General features: G+C 39.1%; 15 protein-coding genes. 9 read left to right on the top strand and 6 right to left on the bottom strand.

What is annotated here, in order from left to right; genetic code table 11:
* Positions 1 to 67: 67 nt before the first annotated feature.
* Positions 68 to 2,983 (bottom strand): HD domain-containing phosphohydrolase, encoded by a 2,916-nt coding sequence (locus FR932_RS08335; protein ID WP_019441064.1) that lies wholly within the window; start codon positions 2,981 to 2,983, stop codon positions 68 to 70.
* Positions 2,984 to 3,353: 370 nt separating this feature from the next.
* On the opposite strand from FR932_RS08335, the gene hisA reads away from it, so the two are divergent.
* The 3 genes from hisA (at position 3,354) to FR932_RS08320 (ending at position 6,235) form a co-directional block, all read left to right on the top strand.
* Positions 3,354 to 4,112 carry a phosphoribosylformimino-5-aminoimidazole carboxamide ribotide isomerase gene (gene hisA / locus FR932_RS08330; RefSeq protein WP_019441063.1) on the top strand — a complete coding sequence of 253 codons (759 nt, stop codon included), beginning with the start codon at positions 3,354 to 3,356 and terminating at the stop codon, positions 4,110 to 4,112.
* 228 nt (positions 4,113 to 4,340) lie between these two features.
* On the top strand, positions 4,341 to 5,618 hold the full coding sequence (locus FR932_RS08325) for a cyclic di-GMP phosphodiesterase (RefSeq protein ID WP_019441062.1): 1,278 nt from the start codon (positions 4,341 to 4,343) through the stop codon (positions 5,616 to 5,618).
* A gap of 77 nt (positions 5,619 to 5,695) precedes the next feature.
* Positions 5,696 to 6,235 carry a pilus assembly FimT family protein gene (locus tag FR932_RS08320; protein WP_019441061.1) on the top strand — a complete coding sequence of 180 codons (540 nt, stop codon included), beginning with the start codon at positions 5,696 to 5,698 and terminating at the stop codon, positions 6,233 to 6,235.
* A gap of 36 nt (positions 6,236 to 6,271) precedes the next feature.
* Here FR932_RS08320 and FR932_RS08315 read toward each other — a convergent pair whose 3' ends face one another.
* Positions 6,272 to 7,096 (bottom strand): DUF547 domain-containing protein, encoded by an 825-nt coding sequence (locus FR932_RS08315; protein WP_019441060.1) that lies wholly within the window; start codon positions 7,094 to 7,096, stop codon positions 6,272 to 6,274.
* A 295-nt stretch (positions 7,097 to 7,391) separates the two neighbouring features.
* On the opposite strand from FR932_RS08315, the gene FR932_RS08310 reads away from it, so the two are divergent.
* A complete protein-coding gene (locus tag FR932_RS08310) occupies positions 7,392 to 8,723 on the top strand; it encodes a BamA/TamA family outer membrane protein (protein WP_019441059.1) in 1,332 nt (443 codons plus the stop codon).
* A gap of 132 nt (positions 8,724 to 8,855) precedes the next feature.
* Here the strand turns inward: FR932_RS08310 and FR932_RS08305 are convergent, their stop codons facing one another.
* Complete coding sequence (locus FR932_RS08305; protein WP_019441058.1) at positions 8,856 to 9,200, bottom strand: YajD family HNH nuclease; 345 nt, start codon at positions 9,198 to 9,200, stop codon at positions 8,856 to 8,858.
* Positions 9,201 to 9,359: 159 nt separating this feature from the next.
* Between FR932_RS08305 and FR932_RS08300 the strand changes: the two genes are divergently transcribed.
* A complete protein-coding gene (locus FR932_RS08300) occupies positions 9,360 to 9,887 on the top strand; it encodes a YgjP-like metallopeptidase domain-containing protein (RefSeq protein WP_019441057.1) in 528 nt (175 codons plus the stop codon).
* 24 nt (positions 9,888 to 9,911) lie between these two features.
* On the opposite strand, the gene FR932_RS08295 is transcribed toward FR932_RS08300, so the two are convergent.
* Positions 9,912 to 10,163 (bottom strand): hypothetical protein, encoded by a 252-nt coding sequence (locus FR932_RS08295; protein ID WP_019441056.1) that lies wholly within the window; start codon positions 10,161 to 10,163, stop codon positions 9,912 to 9,914.
* Between the two features lie 26 nt (positions 10,164 to 10,189).
* The gene (locus FR932_RS08290; RefSeq protein ID WP_019441055.1) at positions 10,190 to 10,723 is read right to left on the bottom strand and encodes a type II secretion system protein; all 534 of its coding nucleotides are present in this window, start codon (positions 10,721 to 10,723) and stop codon (positions 10,190 to 10,192) included.
* 242 nt (positions 10,724 to 10,965) lie between these two features.
* Between FR932_RS08290 and FR932_RS08285 the strand changes: the two genes are divergently transcribed.
* Genes FR932_RS08285 through FR932_RS08275 form a run of 3 tightly spaced genes read left to right on the top strand, consistent with a single transcriptional unit; the run spans position 10,966 to position 14,091 of the window.
* Positions 10,966 to 13,560 (top strand): intermembrane phospholipid transport protein YdbH family protein, encoded by a 2,595-nt coding sequence (locus FR932_RS08285; protein WP_019441054.1) that lies wholly within the window; start codon positions 10,966 to 10,968, stop codon positions 13,558 to 13,560.
* A gap of 10 nt (positions 13,561 to 13,570) precedes the next feature.
* Positions 13,571 to 13,753, top strand: a complete 183-nt coding sequence (locus FR932_RS08280) for a YnbE family lipoprotein (protein ID WP_017219822.1) — start codon at positions 13,571 to 13,573, stop codon at positions 13,751 to 13,753.
* 17 nt (positions 13,754 to 13,770) lie between these two features.
* Positions 13,771 to 14,091: a YdbL family probable chaperone protein gene (locus FR932_RS08275; RefSeq protein WP_019441053.1), complete on the top strand. Its 321-nt coding sequence runs from the start codon at positions 13,771 to 13,773 to the stop codon at positions 14,089 to 14,091.
* Between the two features lie 90 nt (positions 14,092 to 14,181).
* On the opposite strand, the gene FR932_RS08270 is transcribed toward FR932_RS08275, so the two are convergent.
* Positions 14,182 to 15,426 (bottom strand): aromatic amino acid transport family protein, encoded by a 1,245-nt coding sequence (locus tag FR932_RS08270; RefSeq protein ID WP_019441052.1) that lies wholly within the window; start codon positions 15,424 to 15,426, stop codon positions 14,182 to 14,184.
* Positions 15,427 to 15,737: 311 nt separating this feature from the next.
* Here FR932_RS08270 and FR932_RS08265 point away from each other — a divergent pair, with 311 nt between their 5' ends.
* Positions 15,738 to 17,570, top strand: a complete 1,833-nt coding sequence (locus FR932_RS08265) for an ABC transporter ATP-binding protein (protein WP_019441051.1) — start codon at positions 15,738 to 15,740, stop codon at positions 17,568 to 17,570.
* The last annotated feature ends 129 nt before the right edge of the window (positions 17,571 to 17,699 follow it).

The following is a 17,699-nucleotide window of genomic DNA, read 5'->3' as shown; positions in this document are numbered from 1 at the left end:
TAACCTATCTGAGCAATATTTTAATCTTGTTTCGTTGCGTACATCGCGATGGCGCACGAGAAAGCATCTATAAATATTCAGTAATATCAACATGATCAATTTGTTCTGGTTTTAAATATTTTTGTGCATAATCAAGGTAAATGCCTGAGCTTAAGAATAGTTTAAATAGATCGCTGTCTATATGTCTATCTTTACTCATAAAGCTTAATATTTTAATACTTTGACTCAGTGATTTAGCTGTCTTATAAGGCCTATCGCTGGCTGTCAGCGCCTCAAACACATCTGCAATGGCTAATATACGAGCTTCAAGCGATATTTCATCTTCTTGGTAACCTCGTGGGTAACCGCGACCATTTAATTGTTCGTGATGACCCCCAGCAATCTCGGGTACTCGGCTTAAATGGGCTGGTAACGGCAGCTGCTCTAACATGGTAATTGTTTGAATGACATGATGGTTAATGACGTAGCGCTCTTCGGCATTAATAGTGCCTCGTTGGATCATTAAATTATGCAGTTCACCCAAATTATTACGCTGTAGTGGACGTTTCATATTAAAACGTAAATGCGCTTCTAATTCCAATGAGTTATCGATGTGCGAAATCAAATGTTCTGCGCGGTCTGACAGCACAGGTTCCATGATAGGGAGTGTAACAGGTGTAGCTCTAGTTTTTTGCGCGCGTTCAGCGGGAGAAAGTCCGAGTTCGTCGTCAAGAAAGCGCAACCAAGTTTGTTGAGATATCGATTTAATTCTGTCTACAGCTTCGTCATTAATCATGTGCTCACCGAGGTTACATTTAGCGATAAATGCAAAATCATCTTCAATTTGAGCGATGTTTTCAGCCAAGATATTGTTGGTTTGTTTCGCGCATTCCCCCTGTGATATAGCCGTCAGAGCTTGAATCTGAGCATCGCGGATAAGTACTTCAAAACGCATTCTGATTTCGTTGATTCGGTTGTAGATGGTTTCTAATTTAGTCGCTTTATCTATTATATATTCAGGTGTTGTCACCTTACCGCAGTCATGTAGCCATGCCGCGATATTGAGTTGCTCCCAACCCTTGGAATCCAAATTGAATTTACTGAACTGTGTTTTTGTTGATTTCGATGCCTCGGCTGCAAGCATACTGGCAAGTTCGGGTACACGTTGACAGTGAGCGCCTGTATAGGGGGATTTTGTATCAATCGCACCTGCAATCAATTTGATAAACGAGTTAAGCAGTTCTTTTTGCTTAGCCATTAAATTTTGGCTTTCAAAAGAGAGTGATACAAAATCTGATAGCGTTTTTGCTACGCCCATGACATGCGTTAGCTCTTCTCCGTCAAGACATTCGTCGTAACTAAACCCAAGTAAACCAAGAATGTTGCCGCTGCGATCAACCAAAGGAATGGTTAACGTATAAACATTACTGTTTTCAGGATGTATGCCTGCTTTAATTAACGCGGTTTTAAGCATTGGGTGGATAAGGTTAAATTGAATATCCTTTACATTGACATTGTTTCTTAGTTTTTCATATGGCCACTGGGTAGAGAGGCTAGGACATTGGCTAATATCCGTTTTTATACTGTCGTTTTGAGTATGTAAAATATAGGGTTCTAATATATTGTCATCTTCTTCAGATTTTAAATATACAAAAGCACTATCAGCGTCGAGCATAATACTGGCTTTATCACAGGTTTTTTCTAATAGGCTATGAATATCTTGTTCGTTTGAAAGCATGGTGAGTAAGCGTAAAAAATCATCTAATGTTGTGCGCATTTTAGATGTTGATTGCTGTAATTCTGCGATTTCTTTAATATTTGATTGTGTTGTTTCTATTTCTGAAACATCCAATGCGGTCACTTGTTTAATTTGTTCAGAAAGGGTGCGTAAAGGTCTCGTTAATACACGGGCGAATAGCCAGCTGAGTGGAATAAATAAAATGCCCACTGATATGAGCGTTAGCATGGTGTCTTGAAGCATTCTTTTTGAAGAACCTAGAATACTATTTTTAGGCACTGCAATAAGAAGGCGTGCATTATTATTTTGCATAAAACTGATAGCATGACTTTGTCCGAACCATTCTTTATCTTGGAAATTAAAGCTGAATAGCTTATTTTTATCCAAGTTATGTTTAATAATGACTTTAAAGTTTTCTCTTTTAAACAAGCTATTTAGGTCTTCATTTTTGGCGCTATCATTGAAATTTGAAAAGTGACTATTGTTATTGTGATAAACAACGAACTGGCCTTTGTCACCAAATAACACTCGTATCGCATCATCGCTTAAATCAGAGGCCTTGAGGCTGTCTACAATCGTGCGAATATTAAGGTCGGCTGCAATCACAACGCCAGAAAACTGGTGTTTTTGTACCAAGGTTAATGAATCTTCATTCGTTCTTAAATCTTTGTACATTGGTGTTGGGGCTAAATTTGGACTCTGTACGCCTATTTTGTACCAAGTGCGTTCAAATACATTTAATGAATCATTTTTAGTTACTGTTGTATCAATGACGTTAAATTTGTTGCTGAGGTAGACTCGGGTTAGTTCGTTGACATCAGCTTCTTTGTATATAAGTGTTTCGATGACAAACTTTGCGTGTGCAGGAGCGTCATAATAATATTGTTTGGTTTTAGAACTGAGTTTATGTGCACCCAGCAGATCACCATTTGGGAACCCCATATAAATGGAGTTCGTTAATGTATCCTTCGCGAGGTATCGCGTAAGATCGATTGCTTTGATTAAATTGATATCGGAAGCTTTTTCATTATCCCAATCAGAGCTGGTACTAAGGTAGCCAAAAATCTGGGTGATAGGTCTGTATTTATCGCTCACAGAAGTGTAAATATCGTCAACATAACGTTGGAACTGTTGTGACACTGTGTCCTGTGCCATTTCTGACATACGGCTATAACTGATTGAAATTAATATACTGATCGTAATAAATAGAAATACTGAGAAGGCAATAGCAGTATAGTTAGTCAGCGATAATTTAATCTTTTGCAAATCGAGCTCCGGTTCTTTAATCCATATATTTGGGGGTAAGCAGCGTTGTCAATTATTAGGTTAGCGCTTCATTACTCAAAACGTGTTCTCAATGCTATTAATTCAGGACTGTGTGTCATTAAATCAGTACGTTACGTCACAACTAATACTTATGCGTTACCAACAAAAGGGTACCATATAACATCCTTTTTTTGATTCAATTTTTAACGCTAATTTAACAATTATTTGTGACAGCACTATTAACCATTTAAAATGCTGAAAATCCCCGCATTACGTTTATATTGTGGTTATACTGTCAGCTATATTTTTATACGTAACGTGTTCTATGATCAGGAATTGATCGTTTTGTCTTTAACAGAGGAGTGTTGTTTTGACTCAGTTTCGTCCTTGTATTGATTTACACCAGGGTAAAGTAAAACAAATTGTAGGTGGTAGCTTGAATGAACAAGGTGCTGCAACTAACTTTATTAGCCAGTATGATGCGGCTTATTATGCAGATATTTACCGCCAGCACGATTTACGTGGCGGTCATGTTATTGCATTAGGTCCAAACAATGAATCTGAAGTATTAAACGCATTACAAGCATGGCCCTGTGGCTTGCAGTTTGGTGGTGGTGTTAATTTAACCAACGCCACTAAATATATAGAAGCAGGTGCTTCACATGTGATTGTGACGTCATACTTGTTTGACGGTAATGAATTTAGCTGGGATAAATTAGCGCAGTTGAAAGCGTCTGTCGGTAAAGAACATTTGATTTTAGATCTGAGTTGCAGAAAAACTGCACAGGGTTGGAACATAGCGACTAATCGTTGGCAAACCGTAACGGATACCGTGATAAACGCCGACACATTGCACCAACTTGCTGAGCATTGTGCTGAATTTCTGATTCATGCTGCTGACGTTGAAGGGCTGCAAAATGGTATAGATCAAGAGCTTGTCGCTTTATTAGGTCAACATGTGACAATACCTGTGACTTATGCCGGTGGTGCCCGAAGTATCGAAGATTTAGTCTTAGTCGAGCAGTTATCAAATGGTAAGGTTGATTTAACGATTGGCAGTGCTCTGGATATATTCGGTGGTTCTGGTATCTCTTTACAGCAGTGTATTGATTGGAATAAAGCCCGTTAAGTTAGACCTATATAATTTATAAGCTTATGAATTTATCAGGTTTTATCTATTTTTTGATATGACCTGTTATTTATTTGTATTTTTTAGACGCTATTTATTAATCTAATATTATAAATGTGTGATTAAAATCCACTTACAATATTATTATTCATATCTGTAGTATAAACAGCTTTAAAATATGCACTTGTTCCACTAAAATGCGTCTTCAGTTTTGTTTTGTGGTTTATTATGAGTAGTATTAAAGTAACAGTTGATCGTATCCAAGTCGGGAATTATATAAAATTACCCTTAGGCTGGTGTGACCATCCGTTCATGTTCAATAATTTTAAAATTGACACAGAAGAGCAATTATTACTTATTCGTAAACTGGGTGTTTCACACGTTGCTGTTTATCCGCAGCGTAGTGATAATGGCTTGTTACCACCACCGACATCGAAAATTGATCTAACTACCGTCCCTACTGATATATCTAATCTTCAGCTAGACAGGGTCCATCGTGAATTGTGGGAATCGAAGCAAGGGAATATTGAAAAATTAAAGAGCCACCGCCGCAAGATAATCAAAACAGAAAAAAACTTTAAATCAGCTGCTGTGCAAGTTCGTTCTGTGATGACTAAACTCGCCAGTCGCCCTCTTAATGCGATTGATGAAGCCTCTCAACTTGTTGGCAATATGGCCGAGTCACTGTTAAAAGAAGAACATATTGTTTTACATTTGATGAGTGAAACCAAAGAGAGTGAAAATATTTATTATCACTCATTGAATGTGTCGGTACTATCTATGCTGCTGGCTAAGATGAAAGGTTTGGCGGTAGATGAAATTAAAACCATCGGCATGGGCGCATTATTTCATGATATGGGTAAACTAAAAATCCCACCACAGATACTTCGAAAAAAGACGGCACTCACGAGCGCAGAGTTGAATTTTTTAAAGCTGCACCCTAAATATGGCCTAGATTTTGTTAATTTAGTCGATACTTTTCCGGAAGATGCTAAAGCGATTATTTCTCAGCACCATGAACTTTTAGATGGAAGTGGTTACCCGCAAGGTTTAGCGGGCGATAATATAGATCCTCTGGTACAACTGGTTAGTGTGGTGAATAAATACGATACCCTGTGTCACCCACTGGATATCACCAAAGCGCGAGTACCGTCGAATGCATTGTCTTGGCTATATAAAAATAGCGAGAATAAATATAACCAAGGTGATTTGAAACTATTGGTGAAGATATTAGGGATCTATCCTCCAGGCAGTGTTGTGCGATTATCGAATGATCAAATAGGTATGGTGCTGTCGGTTAATTCAGATCGCTTACTGTATCCGAATATTCTTATTTATGATCCAGAAGTACCGCGAGCTGAAGCGCCGATTATTGATTTAGAAGAACGTCAGCTAACTATTACAGGGGTACTTAAACCGGATAAGTTACCAGAGCGAATTTACGAATATCTTAATCCGAGAAGTCGTATTAATTATTATTTTGAAAGTGCGAAAAACGAAAAATAAGATAAAGCTTATAAATTTAGAGTTGTTGCACTATAATGTGCAACTGTTTATTTGTTAAGAAGGTTTAAACTTTGAAAATGCATCAACGTGGTTTTACCCTGATTGAATTAGTAATTGTTATTATTGTACTTGGGGTTCTATCTGCAACCGCATTACCTAAATTTTTAAACTTATCCGATGACGCCGAAATAGCTGTTGTTGAAGGTACGGCTGGGGCACTGCAAAGTGCGGTTAATCTAGCCCACAGTAAATGGATTATCATGGGATCTCCAACCGATATTACCTCAAATGATGATGTACAGTTGTATGGTGCTGGTGCAGAAGGAACTATTGATTTTAACGCTGCAGGTTGGCCTGCACAAAACTATCCTGATCCTGATAGCACTTCAATTAACACTGATAATGTTGCCGATTGTGCATCACTATGGAATACAATTTTAAATACCGGTAGTAATAAACTTGCTAAAGATGGAACAAGTGATGAGTTTACTGCGGTTTATGGTTCTGATAACCAACCGGCAGAGAAGGAAGGTGTTTGTCAGTATCAACGCACGAATAACCGGTCATTATACATCCGCTATGATAGTAATAACGGCAGTGTAACAACGCATAAATAACTTCGGAAAGGATTCATCACCAGATGAATCCTTTTATTATTCAGCTTTATTTAACCGCCAATCATATTCATAATCTATATCTCCTGGGCTTTGTTGAAACATCAGCAAAGCTTGCTTTAATGCTGGATTTGCATAACGCTGTAAATGCGTCACTAACGCTTTCTCGTTATCGCCAAAATCTTCTGCATACCATTTATAAATACTCGAGACTTCCAAATCATCGCCTTTAACTGTTACGCCCCGTGGGTGATTAATATAAGCATAAGCGCCTGCTGTTAACTGTTGCTCTACATTTTGGGATGTAAAGGCTGTTGCTGATAAGTTAGGACAGCCATAACTTGCGCAATTAACTGCATAGTGAATGCGTGGGTCTTTCCAAATTGGGCGCAGTATTTCATGTTCGATGTCATTCAAGGATAAGGCCTTACCGTTAACTTTTGCCGCATCGTCATCCCAAGGGCCAAAAGAAAAGAAACGCTCACCTAGTTTAGTAATGGATTTGACAGGGTAGTTATCCAATATCAATTGTACTGTTAATGCATTGTATAAATTAATCCAATAAGCTTGTTGCTGAGATTTGGTATGCAACAACGGGTTGATACTTTGTAATTGAGTGAGATATTGTTTAAGAATGACTTTATCTGCCCTAGTGACACCTTGGTAATTGAACAAGTTAATAGCAGTCTCGTCTCCTGCAACGACTAAGTAGCGATTTAGAATTTGTTGCCACTGGCTATGATCAACATCTTGCGCCATTGAGGGAACACTTTTATCCCAATAGGATAATGGCTTAGCAACACTCATCACCGAGTAAAAACTACTGGTGAGCATGATGAATAAACTTAAAAAAACTGTTTTCATTATGAACCTTATATCTTAACCCCAAACACTGGATTACTTCTATTTACTGTCGTATTCATTCTATAACACGACTTTTAATTATTATCTTTAATCATAGATTAATAGTGTGAAGGATACAGTTATTTACATAAGAGGATAAAATAATCAGAGTTTGTTGTGAATTATTATGTTTAATAATTAATTAGATTGAAGTGGTGGTTTAGTACCTTACTACCGTGTACAAATAGATAATTTTGGGATATCTTCCTGATCGAACTTGATTATTGCCTTTATTTATTATGCCTTTGGAGTATAAGTGTCTTATAAGAATATTTGTGCCTCACTGTTATGTAGTGCATTACTGATGCCTATTTCGGTGAGTGCCAAAGAGACTACAAAAAATAACATTGAGAATACTAGCGAAAACACAGTTGAACATGTTGCTGGAAATAATGCGGTAAATACAACGGAAAATAGTGATGCTACTGTCAGTTCAAACCTAGAGCAAGCAACAGCTATGCCTCATTTTGATACTGAAGTCGCTGGTGTGCCTTTTATCATATCAACAGAACAATTGGGTACTGCTGTTGGTGTGTCCGGTATTATTAAGCATGCAGGGCAGCCGCAAGCATCGATATTTGGTCTCGGTTTATACAGTGAAAATGACAGTTATATTGGTTTTATTGGGCTTAACAATTATGCCTTACCGGGTTTAAAACAATGGCTTTTTTCAGCGGAGTATTACCGTAGTTATTTGAGTAATGGTATTTATTATGTGCCAGCGGCAAGAACACCGAATGACCCGCTAGCAACCAATAAGATCATTGCCGAAGGTACGGAATCATCGTTACGAGTAAACGCTAAATATGTATTACCTTGGGGTTTAGGTGTTAATGGTGGCGCACGTAGTTTAAGACCACTGCGTGGTGATATCACGTTTAACCCGCTCGAATCTGGCGTGACCAGTATTAATATAACGCCATTTCAGCAGCAGCGTGATGTGACTAATTATGAGTATCTCCCTAATGCTGCACAAGGTTTAGAGTTACAGTTGAATTGGGATAATCGCGACAGTGTTGGTGATACGGAGTCGGGTAGTCAAACTCGATTCACAGTGCGCCGTGACTTTGGTGATGACGAGCGTAATAGCTGGACTACTTGGGAAGTTGAGCAAAGTGCTTTTGTACCGCTTGATGAAAATGTGCTGTTTAAAGAGCAAGTTTTAGCGTTTAACTATTACCTTGCTGACACCCCAACTTGGGAAAGCGGCAGTGGTACCGGAGAGATGCACCGACCACCTGCTTTTGCAGGTATTAAACTTGGCGGATTTAACCGTTTACGTGGTTATTCATCAGGTCAGTTCTACAGTCGAAGTGCTGTCGCATATAGCGCTGAATACCGCGTCAAGCCACATTGGCAACCGTTACATAACTTACCGTTTTATAGCTTCCCGTGGTGGCAGTGGAGTGCATTTGTTGAAAGTGGCCAGGTAGCTGATAGTTTTGATATGGCCGAGTTACATGATGACTTAAAATGGACGGCTGGTTTAGGCTTGCGTTTTAATGTTGAAGGTGTTGTTGTTCGTATTGATTATGCGAAAAGTGAAGAAGAAGCACAGATGTGGTTTATGGTTAACCAGCCATTCTAGTTGTGCCGTCTTTATAGATTTGTGATGATATAGAAAAGCCGTAATGATGACCTCGTTTGAAGTTACGTCATTACGGCTTTTTAGTATCTACGATATACAAGTTATCATCAGTATTTACTGTTTAAAGAAATGTTACTTTTTGAACATCGATTTTAAGTCTGCGAAAGGGTTGTATGTCGCTGATTCTTGGTTGTTATCGCCAGCTTCAACTTCTGTTGCATACTGGTCGTGCTCAGTATATTTTGAATGTTCGTTGTCATGGCAATATAAGCACAGTAATTCCCAGTTGCTCCCGTCATTTGGGTTGTTACTGTGATCATGATCCATGTGGTGAACCGTTAGCTCTCTTAAGTTAGAATAAACAAACTCGCGTGTACAACGGCCACATATCCATGGGAATAACTTAAGTGCTTTCTCGCGATAGCCTTGTTCCATACGCTTGTAAACTGCGCTGGTACCTAAAGTATCTGATGACATAACTGTGCATCCATAATAATAAAAAGGTTATTGTAAAAGTATATCGAACGCTGATCAACTGCTTATTTGGTCTTGTTATTTTAGCCTACAACTGACTATCGAATGAGTAAAGGATAAGGTAAAATACGTGTTATTCAAATTATCAGTATCTAGTTACTTATGTCCACTTCAAAAATAGATTCAACCGCACTTAAATACTTAACAGCTTATTCAGATCAAGTTAAAAGCCAAGTAAAACAGATGTTAGAACAAGATACACTCGGTAAGTTCTTATTAACGAAATATCCGCATACTCATGAAATTACCAATGATAAGAAATTACGTGAATTTGTGATGGATTTGAAAAACAATTATTTGAAGAAATCATCGCCGATTAGCAAAATCATTTATGATCCTAAAATTCATGTGGTGAATAACGCCTTGGGTTTACATACATTTGTTTCGCGTGTGCAGGGTAATAAACTGAAAAGTAAAAACGAGATCCGTATTAGTGAGATGTTTAGGCGCTGTCCTGAACCTTTTTTACAAATGATTACGGTACACGAGTTGGCTCACGTAAGAGAAAAGAACCACGACAAAGCCTTCTACAAGCTTTGCCAGCATATGTTACCTGATTATCATCAGCTCGAATTTGAAATGCGTTTGTATTTAACGCAGGTGGAATTTAGAGGTGAGATTTATAACTAAGTAGGACTTATTCTTGCTCTGTTATTATTTCATTGTAACCTTGCCACCAACCATTTTGTAAGCTGGTGTGCCTCGTACCAAGGTATCTCGGGCAAACACTTGCTCGCACTTAGGGCAAGTGCAGGGCGTTTCGCAATAGTCGGTGACGATACGCTCTTTAAAACACTTCACCAGACTGCCTTTACCGCCTTTACGGTATTTAAACAGCAGTGCTTTGCACTTACTGCAAAATATCTCAACGGTTTGCGTTGGACCTTTCTTATTTGGTTTTGCCATTATTTATTATCACTTGATGAGCAGCGTTATATTTTACATGTTTCGGGAATAATATCATCTTTGTACTGAGTGCATACTTTCCCTTCTCCACTCATGTAGAAAATAGAACCATAATCTTTATACTTAAAACCACATCGTGCACGAAATAAATCTGAAAGTGCAGCGTGAGTGATAGTGACAGTTGGGTCTAATGTCGAGTCAGCATGCGCGAGCATTCCACTTACAGCTACGTTCCATATGGCCTCACAAAATGTAGTCGCCGGTGAAGTTGGGTAATTGAGTATTTTTTCTGGGATGTCTAGCGCGTTAAAAGCAATTGAGTAACCACCAATTCGGTACTCTGGAGATTCGAACTTTAGAAATACAGGACTGCCTTCTACTTTGTGTTTCGCGCTAATTATATCAATACCGCTCTTTAATGCGCCTGAAAATCCCTTTAATGTAGCTCTTTCAGCATCACCTCGTAAATTAAGAAATTTAGGTACAGCTGTCGCTGCTAATATGCCGAGTACAATAATAACAATGACTAATTCGATGAGAGTAAAACCGCGATGCTTCATACTAATACTTTAGAGTTATTTTATGGTGGGGTGATATTACCTAAGTGTGACAAAGTGTTAAAGTATTGTGTTTGATTTATAAGGCTCTTGGTATTAATCAATAAGTATAAATATTAATGTATAAGGTATTGTATTTGGTGCTTCGTCATGCTGTATATAGAATGAGCTGCTTGATTTGATTAGACTTGTAGTTCAGGATACTAAATCAGATAGGCAGTTATATTGATAAGGATTATTTTTTAATGTCGACACCGCAGCAAGCAAAAAAAGCATCATTTCATCTCGGTCGTTGGATCTTAGGTGTCTCGACATTGATGATGTTAAGTGTCGCTATTTCCTTTAGCTATCGTGAAAACATTATTATTCAAGTGAGCAATCATTTTGCTAACAACCACGGTATTAAAGTCGAGCAGTTAACTGGCTTAGTGATGACGTTTGATCTGAAACAGCCTTGGTTTATTGAAAGCATCACGTTAGCTAACGTTGATTTAAGCATAGATTATTTACAGTTTCAGCGAGCGACTCAAGTTCAAGCCACTGATGGAGAATTGAATACGACAGCATTGATTATGCCTGTGTTACCTGATTGGGTCCCTGATCTGCACATTACCAATATCACGGTACGAGGTGATAATTTACCTGATTTTGCCGAGGATAAAATCCAGTCTTGGTCAAGCCTACAGTTAAATACTCTTGATGTGAAAAATATTGTCTTTCGTTATAACGATGCGGCCCCTGAATTTGGCTTTTCTGTGTGGCAGCAAGATCAGCAATTACTCACTGCCCAGTTTCATTACACAACAGATCAACTTAGCGACAAAACCGATCCGCTTAATGGCAAAAGCAAAGAGGGCGATAGTCATAAACAACTTCATGCATTATTGCTAACAGATTTAGCGAAAACGAAACCAATAATGAATCTGTTATTACCAGAGTTTACAGGTTTACTATCTGGTTTTATCAAGCTTGAGCTGGCGTTTAACCCTGAGAATATAGACCGTATCGCGGTTTCTGTTTGGCTTAATGATGGCGAGCTAAAGAAAGCACAGCAAGCCTTGATCACTAATGCCAACCTTACCTTAACTACCGAACTAACGCTCGCGGATAATACTTGGTTAGCTGATACGGTCGATTTAACCTTGGGTAGTATGGAGCCGATTACTGTGTCTGCAGATAACTGCGCTTTATTTGGTTCATTCATTGATATGACAAGCAGTGTATGCCAACCTTTTTTGCAAACCGAATCCTCTCATAAAACCAAATCCTTTCTACAAAGTAAACTAACGCCTGTCACTATCACGCCGAAATTACCGTTAGGCTTACAGCTGAGCATACAAGAGCGTGATATAAACAACTGGCAGATCACTGCGCAACAGCTCGCGACAGCTATATCTATGTCGGATAATAAGTTAGCGCTGCAAGTGGATAAACTATTACTGACACCGCAATTTTTGCAAACTGCTTGGGCTATGACTGTCGATGGTAACAGTCGATATATTAATGTGGTTGATGGACTTGCGCCGATGCCGATACAAGTCGCAGCGCAAGGGTATGCGAAAATAGACCTGACAAGTAAAGTATTACCGATTGAGCTATTTGTTAAGCGGGCAAAGATAACAGCGCAACAGTTTGAGTATACCGACATGTCGAGTGATAATATTACGGTTGAATTACTGGCACCGACAAGCGTTAATATCAAAGATAATAAGCTATTACCCTTTACGAGTGCTTTCGCAACCAACTCATATAATAATCAATATCAACAAGCGTATAAGATAAGCAGGCTAACCGCACAGCATAAAGTCGATTTTAATAGTAAGGCGCTTACGTTGAACTCTGATTGGCAACTTGATGATACAGCACTGAAAAGTAAGAATACCTTGAGCTTGTTAGGACTTGCACCAACTAAAGCCACGGGGAGTTGGCTGGTGCCTGCACAAAGTATTCCGGCGTTTGTTACGCATGCTAATCCTTTGCCTAAAGGCTTAGACATATCGCCACTGGTAACAAACAGGCTTAACTACACGTTAAATTTAAACGAAAAACGCCCCTATTTAACGGCAACTGTTAAGGGTGAATTAACGGCAGACAGTGTGAATTTTAAGGATATTCTCGCGTCTGAATTGCAAACCAATTGGCGCTGTAACATGGATAGCAAGGATGCTGATATTGCGACATCATTAATGGCGAGGTGTACCATTGGTGGCAATGTCGCAACTATAAATATAGGGCCAGTAGTTGATAATATAGCCGTCTCAGGTTTAGTGTCGCTAGTTGGTGGACAGGTGCAAGTCGCGGTTGATAATGCCTCGGCTGAGATATTTTCAGGCCAGGTTTCGGTTTTACCATTGTTAATTACTGATTTTGATCATATTGTTGGTCAGATACAGGTTCGCAATCTATCTTTACCAGAGGCTGTTGAATTATATCAAGTTCCGGGTGTGAACGTGACAGGATTATTAAAAGCTGATTTACCATTTGTGTTGCAGGGGTCTGCTGTCTCGATAACCGACGGTGTAATCGAAGGACAAGCTCAGGGCGGTATCATTCAAATTAAAGATAACGTGACTATCGATCAGCTAAAATTAACACAACCGCAATTACGTTATGCGTTAGAGTTATTGGAAAATTTGCATTATGATCATTTACACAGTGATGTGGATTTTAAGCCGAGCGGTGAAACTAAGTTATTGATTAGTATTAAAGGCCGCAACCCAAGTGTTGAGCGTCCAATTGAGTTTAATTATTCTCATGAAGAAAATATATTACAGCTATTTCGCAGTTTAAGAATTAATGATTCGATGTATGATGCACTGGATAAAATGAATAACCCATAAGGATATAATGATGAAAGCACTGTTATTTAGTGCAAGTTTACTTGTACTTATTGCCGGTTGTACCCCAACAGTACAGCTTGCTGTTCCCGACAAACCGATAGTGATTAATTTAAATGTAAAAATTGATCATGAAATTAAAGTGAAAGTTGATAAAGAGCTAGATGATGTATTTAGCGATGACGAGTTATTCTAGCCAAAATGGAGTTTACAATGAAAAGAATTTTTTCAACCTTGATTATTTTATTTGCGATGTCCTTTTCGGTACAAGCAATTGATTTACAATCCGCAAAACAAGCTGGGTTAGTTGGCGAGCAAGTTAATGGCTATCTGGGAGCTGTCAAGCCAAGTGCTGAAGTCAACGCGTTAATTAAAGACGTAAATGGTAAACGCAAAGCGAAATATCAAGAACTAGCAACTAAGCATAATGTGACCGTTGGGGCTATCTCTGCACGCGCAGCGAAAAAAGCCATGTCGATGACAGAACAAGGCCAGTTTATTGAATCTGCTCCAGGGCAGTGGAAGAAGAAATAGTTAAAAGAAGTAATTAAAAAATAGCCCCGCTATCATGTACTGATAACGGGGCTTATTTATATGGCTAATTCACTGTCTTCGTTAAGTGCTCTAACCCACAGCTGGGATCACATCCGCCATTTGTAAAAATTGTGATGCGATGATTAAACAACCCATTAAGCTGGCCAGTACTAGCGTCACATTACCACCGACAACACGGTAACCGCTTGTTTGTGCTTTACGTTGTTTTGTTACCATTGCGACAGGTAAAAAGATCGCTAATATCACCAACGCAACGGCGGCATAGCCTAACGCGGTAATGAAACCTTGTGGGTAAAAAAGAGCAAAAGCCAGTGGTGGTAAGAATGTCACGAGTGCCGTTTTAACTCGGTGTGACTTACCATCAGTGCTCATAGTCGAGTTGCTTTCATTGCTGTTCAGGGTGCTGTTCGCGCGTTTCATCATGCCAGATAACAAATCAAACAAACCTAAACTCACCCCTAAGAATGACGTTGCTAATGCTAGATCTGCAAATACAGACACAGATTGACTGACTTGTGGTTGCTGTAATACAGAGCTAAGTGATGTAATAAAGCTTGTTAACGAGTTATTCGCCAGTAAATCTGTTTGACTCAAAACACCTTGGGTCGCTGCTTGCCATAGTAGGTAAATAACAAGCGGGGCAGATGCGCCGCAAATCATCACTTTCTTCAGCGTTTTAATATCAACACCAACATAACGTACGATAGACGGGATACTGCCGTGGAAACCAAACGAAGTGAAGATAACCGGTAATGCGGACAATAATAGGCCTTGTTGTACTGGCATTTCTAATAGGTTGATTGATTCAACGTGTGGGAATAACAGGCTAAGCGTTAAGGCTAAAACAATGATTTTCACACTAAATAAAACGCGATTTACCAGATCCACTGAATGTGTGCCGATAGACACGACTGTCGCAACTATGATTGTAAGCAGTATCGCGCCAAACTGAGGCGTTAACTCTAAACTCATGAAATCATTTATCTTGTTTGTCAGTTGTGAACCGCCCCCCGCGATATATGCTGCGCAAAGTGCATAAAATAAGAAGAACGAAGCAAAAGTCGCCAGGTATTGACCTGGTTTACCAAGTAAGTTTTTTGCTAGGGAGTTAAGTGTTGCATCTTGTTCAGCGTGTTGATGAATTTCTAACATCAATAATGCTGTATAAGTCATTAAAGCCCAGTTAACGAAGATCAGCAATGCTGCAGGATAAAAACCTAAACCAGCCGATGCAAGAGGTAATGCTAACATACCACCACCAAGCGCGGTGCCAGCAACAATAAGGGTACTGCCTACTATTTTATTCGAAGTCATAAAACATTCCATTACGGGTAATCATTAAATTGTGCAAATCTGCCTGTAAAGCTAAGTTTACAGTAAGTGTCTTGAGCACATGAAAATAGCTAAGATTGAGCGAGTTTACTTATTTTATAGGGCTTTGTGAAACGTTTTTGGTGTAAAAGGTGTAAATAGTGGTGTAAATTAATATTTACACTGTGTATTTTCTTTCTAGTTTAATATAAAACACTGCTACAAGATTGCTAATCTAGCTATGTAGACTACGCACTTTCTCAATTCCGTAGTACCATAGTGCGGTCTTTAAATTGCTCAGATAATGATCCTCTATGTTTAAGTTTTTTGAAAAAATGTCTTCGGCATTCCCGAAACACCAACCCGAACAGCCGCCGACAAATCTTGTGGCTTTTTGCCGTTATTATACGCGTGGTTTTGAGTCGCCTTTATTAGCGATGGCAGTATTAAGCGCGATGATTGCGATATTAGAAGTGTCGCTATTTGGCTTTATGGGTCAGCTGGTTGACTGGCTATCAAACCATGAACCACGAAATTTTCTTAATGAAGAAAGTACCAATCTAATAGGCTTAAGTGCGTTGATATTAGTGGGAATGCCATTACTGGTGTTACTACATTCGCTCATTATGCACCAGACACTACTGGGTAATTACCCTATGTCTATTCGCTGGTTAGCGCACCGTTATTTATTACGCCAAAGTGTGTCTTTTTTCCAAAGTGACTTTGCTGGTCGTATTGCGACTAAGGTGATGCAAACAGCCTTATCAGTACGTGAGACAGTGATGAAACTATTAGATGTGCTGGTTTATATTTCGGTATACTTTATCGCGATGTTAGTCATGATAGGTCAAGCTGACATGCGCTTGATGTTACCTATGCTGGCGTGGTTTATTGGCTTTATTGCGATTCAATTATATTTTGTGCCTAAACTAAAGAAGATTTCGACAGAACAAGCGAATGCACGTTCTATGATGACAGGAAGGCTAGTTGATAGTTATACCAACATCACGACGGTGAAGCTATTTTCGCATAACTCCCGTGAAATGGTGTATGCAGAAGAAGGCATGGACGAATTCTTGGTGACAGTACATAAGCAAATGCGCCTGGTCACGGGTTTTACTTTCTGCGTGGAGCTATTGAACTACTTATTATTGTTCGGTGTTGGTGCGATCTCGATTATGTTGTGGTTAGATTCAAGCTTAAGTGTTGGTATTATTGCTGTTGCGATCAGTTTAGCATTACGCCTCAACAGTATGTCAAAATGGATCATGTGGGAAATCGGTGGTCTGTTCGAAAACATGGGAACTGTGATTGATGGTATGAATACCTTGGCTAAACCAATTGAGATTGAAGATAAACCTAATGCGAAGCCACTCACCGTGTCTGCTGGTGAGATTGCCTTTGATAATATTAGTTTCCATTACGGTGAATCAGCAGGCGTTATTGATAACTTGAATCTAACGATCAAAGCGGGTGAGAAAGTCGGTTTAGTTGGACGTTCTGGTGCAGGTAAATCCACATTAGTTAACTTGTTAATGCGTTTTCATGATGTTGAATCAGGCTCTATCAAAATTGATGGTCAAAATATCAGTGCAGTGCAGCAAGATAGCCTGCGTGGTCAAATTGGTATGGTGACTCAGGATACCTCATTACTACATCGTACCATTCGCGATAATATTATGTATGGTGATCCAGATGCGAGCGAAGCGCAATTATTGAAAGCGACAAAACAAGCTTGCGCCCATGAGTTTATTAGTACGTTGACCGATACCTTTGGTAACAAGGGCTATGATGCACAAGTGGGTGAACGTGGAGTTAAACTCTCGGGTGGTCAGCGTCAGCGTATCGCTATTTCGCGTGTATTGCTAAAAGATGCGCCAATTCTGGTATTAGACGAAGCGACCTCGGCGTTAGATTCTGAAGTTGAATCAGCAATTCAAGACAGTCTTAATGAATTGATGGATGGTAAAACCGTGATTGCGATTGCACATCGTCTATCAACAATAGCGGCGATGGATCGCTTGATCATTTTAGATGAAGGGCGTGTGATAGAGCAGGGGTCACATCAAGAATTACTGGCTAAAAAGGGTATTTATGCGCAACTTTGGGCACATCAAACGGGTGGTTTTATTGGTGAAGGCGCTTAGTTTTTTATATTTTATAACAGTAATGTATCGCTAGTTATAATAACTTATAGTAAAGCCCATAACGTTATAAAACCATTTTATAAATGTTAGCCTAAAAATATGTAGCTCACAAAACCAGCATAGTGGTGG

The sequence above is a fragment of the Moritella marina ATCC 15381 genome (assembly GCF_008931805.1).
GTDB classification, from domain to species: Bacteria; Pseudomonadota; Gammaproteobacteria; order Enterobacterales; family Moritellaceae; genus Moritella; species Moritella marina.
This window is presented reverse-complemented; position numbering and strand designations above follow the sequence as displayed.

Coding starts and splice junctions, on each gene's coding strand:
- FR932_RS08325 (WP_019441062.1), top strand. CDS start 4,341: ATGAGTAGTATTAAAGTAACAGTTGATCGTATCCAAGTCGGGAATTAT.
- FR932_RS08320 (WP_019441061.1), top strand. CDS start 5,696: ATGCATCAACGTGGTTTTACCCTGATTGAATTAGTAATTGTTATTATT.
- FR932_RS08315 (WP_019441060.1), bottom strand. CDS start 7,096: ATGAAAACAGTTTTTTTAAGTTTATTCATCATGCTCACCAGTAGTTTT.
- FR932_RS08305 (WP_019441058.1), bottom strand. CDS start 9,200: ATGTCATCAGATACTTTAGGTACCAGCGCAGTTTACAAGCGTATGGAA.
- FR932_RS08300 (WP_019441057.1), top strand. CDS start 9,360: ATGTCCACTTCAAAAATAGATTCAACCGCACTTAAATACTTAACAGCT.
- FR932_RS08295 (WP_019441056.1), bottom strand. CDS start 10,163: ATGGCAAAACCAAATAAGAAAGGTCCAACGCAAACCGTTGAGATATTT.
- FR932_RS08290 (WP_019441055.1), bottom strand. CDS start 10,723: ATGAAGCATCGCGGTTTTACTCTCATCGAATTAGTCATTGTTATTATT.
- FR932_RS08285 (WP_019441054.1), top strand. CDS start 10,966: ATGTCGACACCGCAGCAAGCAAAAAAAGCATCATTTCATCTCGGTCGT.
- FR932_RS08280 (WP_017219822.1), top strand. CDS start 13,571: ATGAAAGCACTGTTATTTAGTGCAAGTTTACTTGTACTTATTGCCGGT.
- FR932_RS08275 (WP_019441053.1), top strand. CDS start 13,771: ATGAAAAGAATTTTTTCAACCTTGATTATTTTATTTGCGATGTCCTTT.
- FR932_RS08270 (WP_019441052.1), bottom strand. CDS start 15,426: ATGACTTCGAATAAAATAGTAGGCAGTACCCTTATTGTTGCTGGCACC.
- FR932_RS08265 (WP_019441051.1), top strand. CDS start 15,738: ATGTTTAAGTTTTTTGAAAAAATGTCTTCGGCATTCCCGAAACACCAA.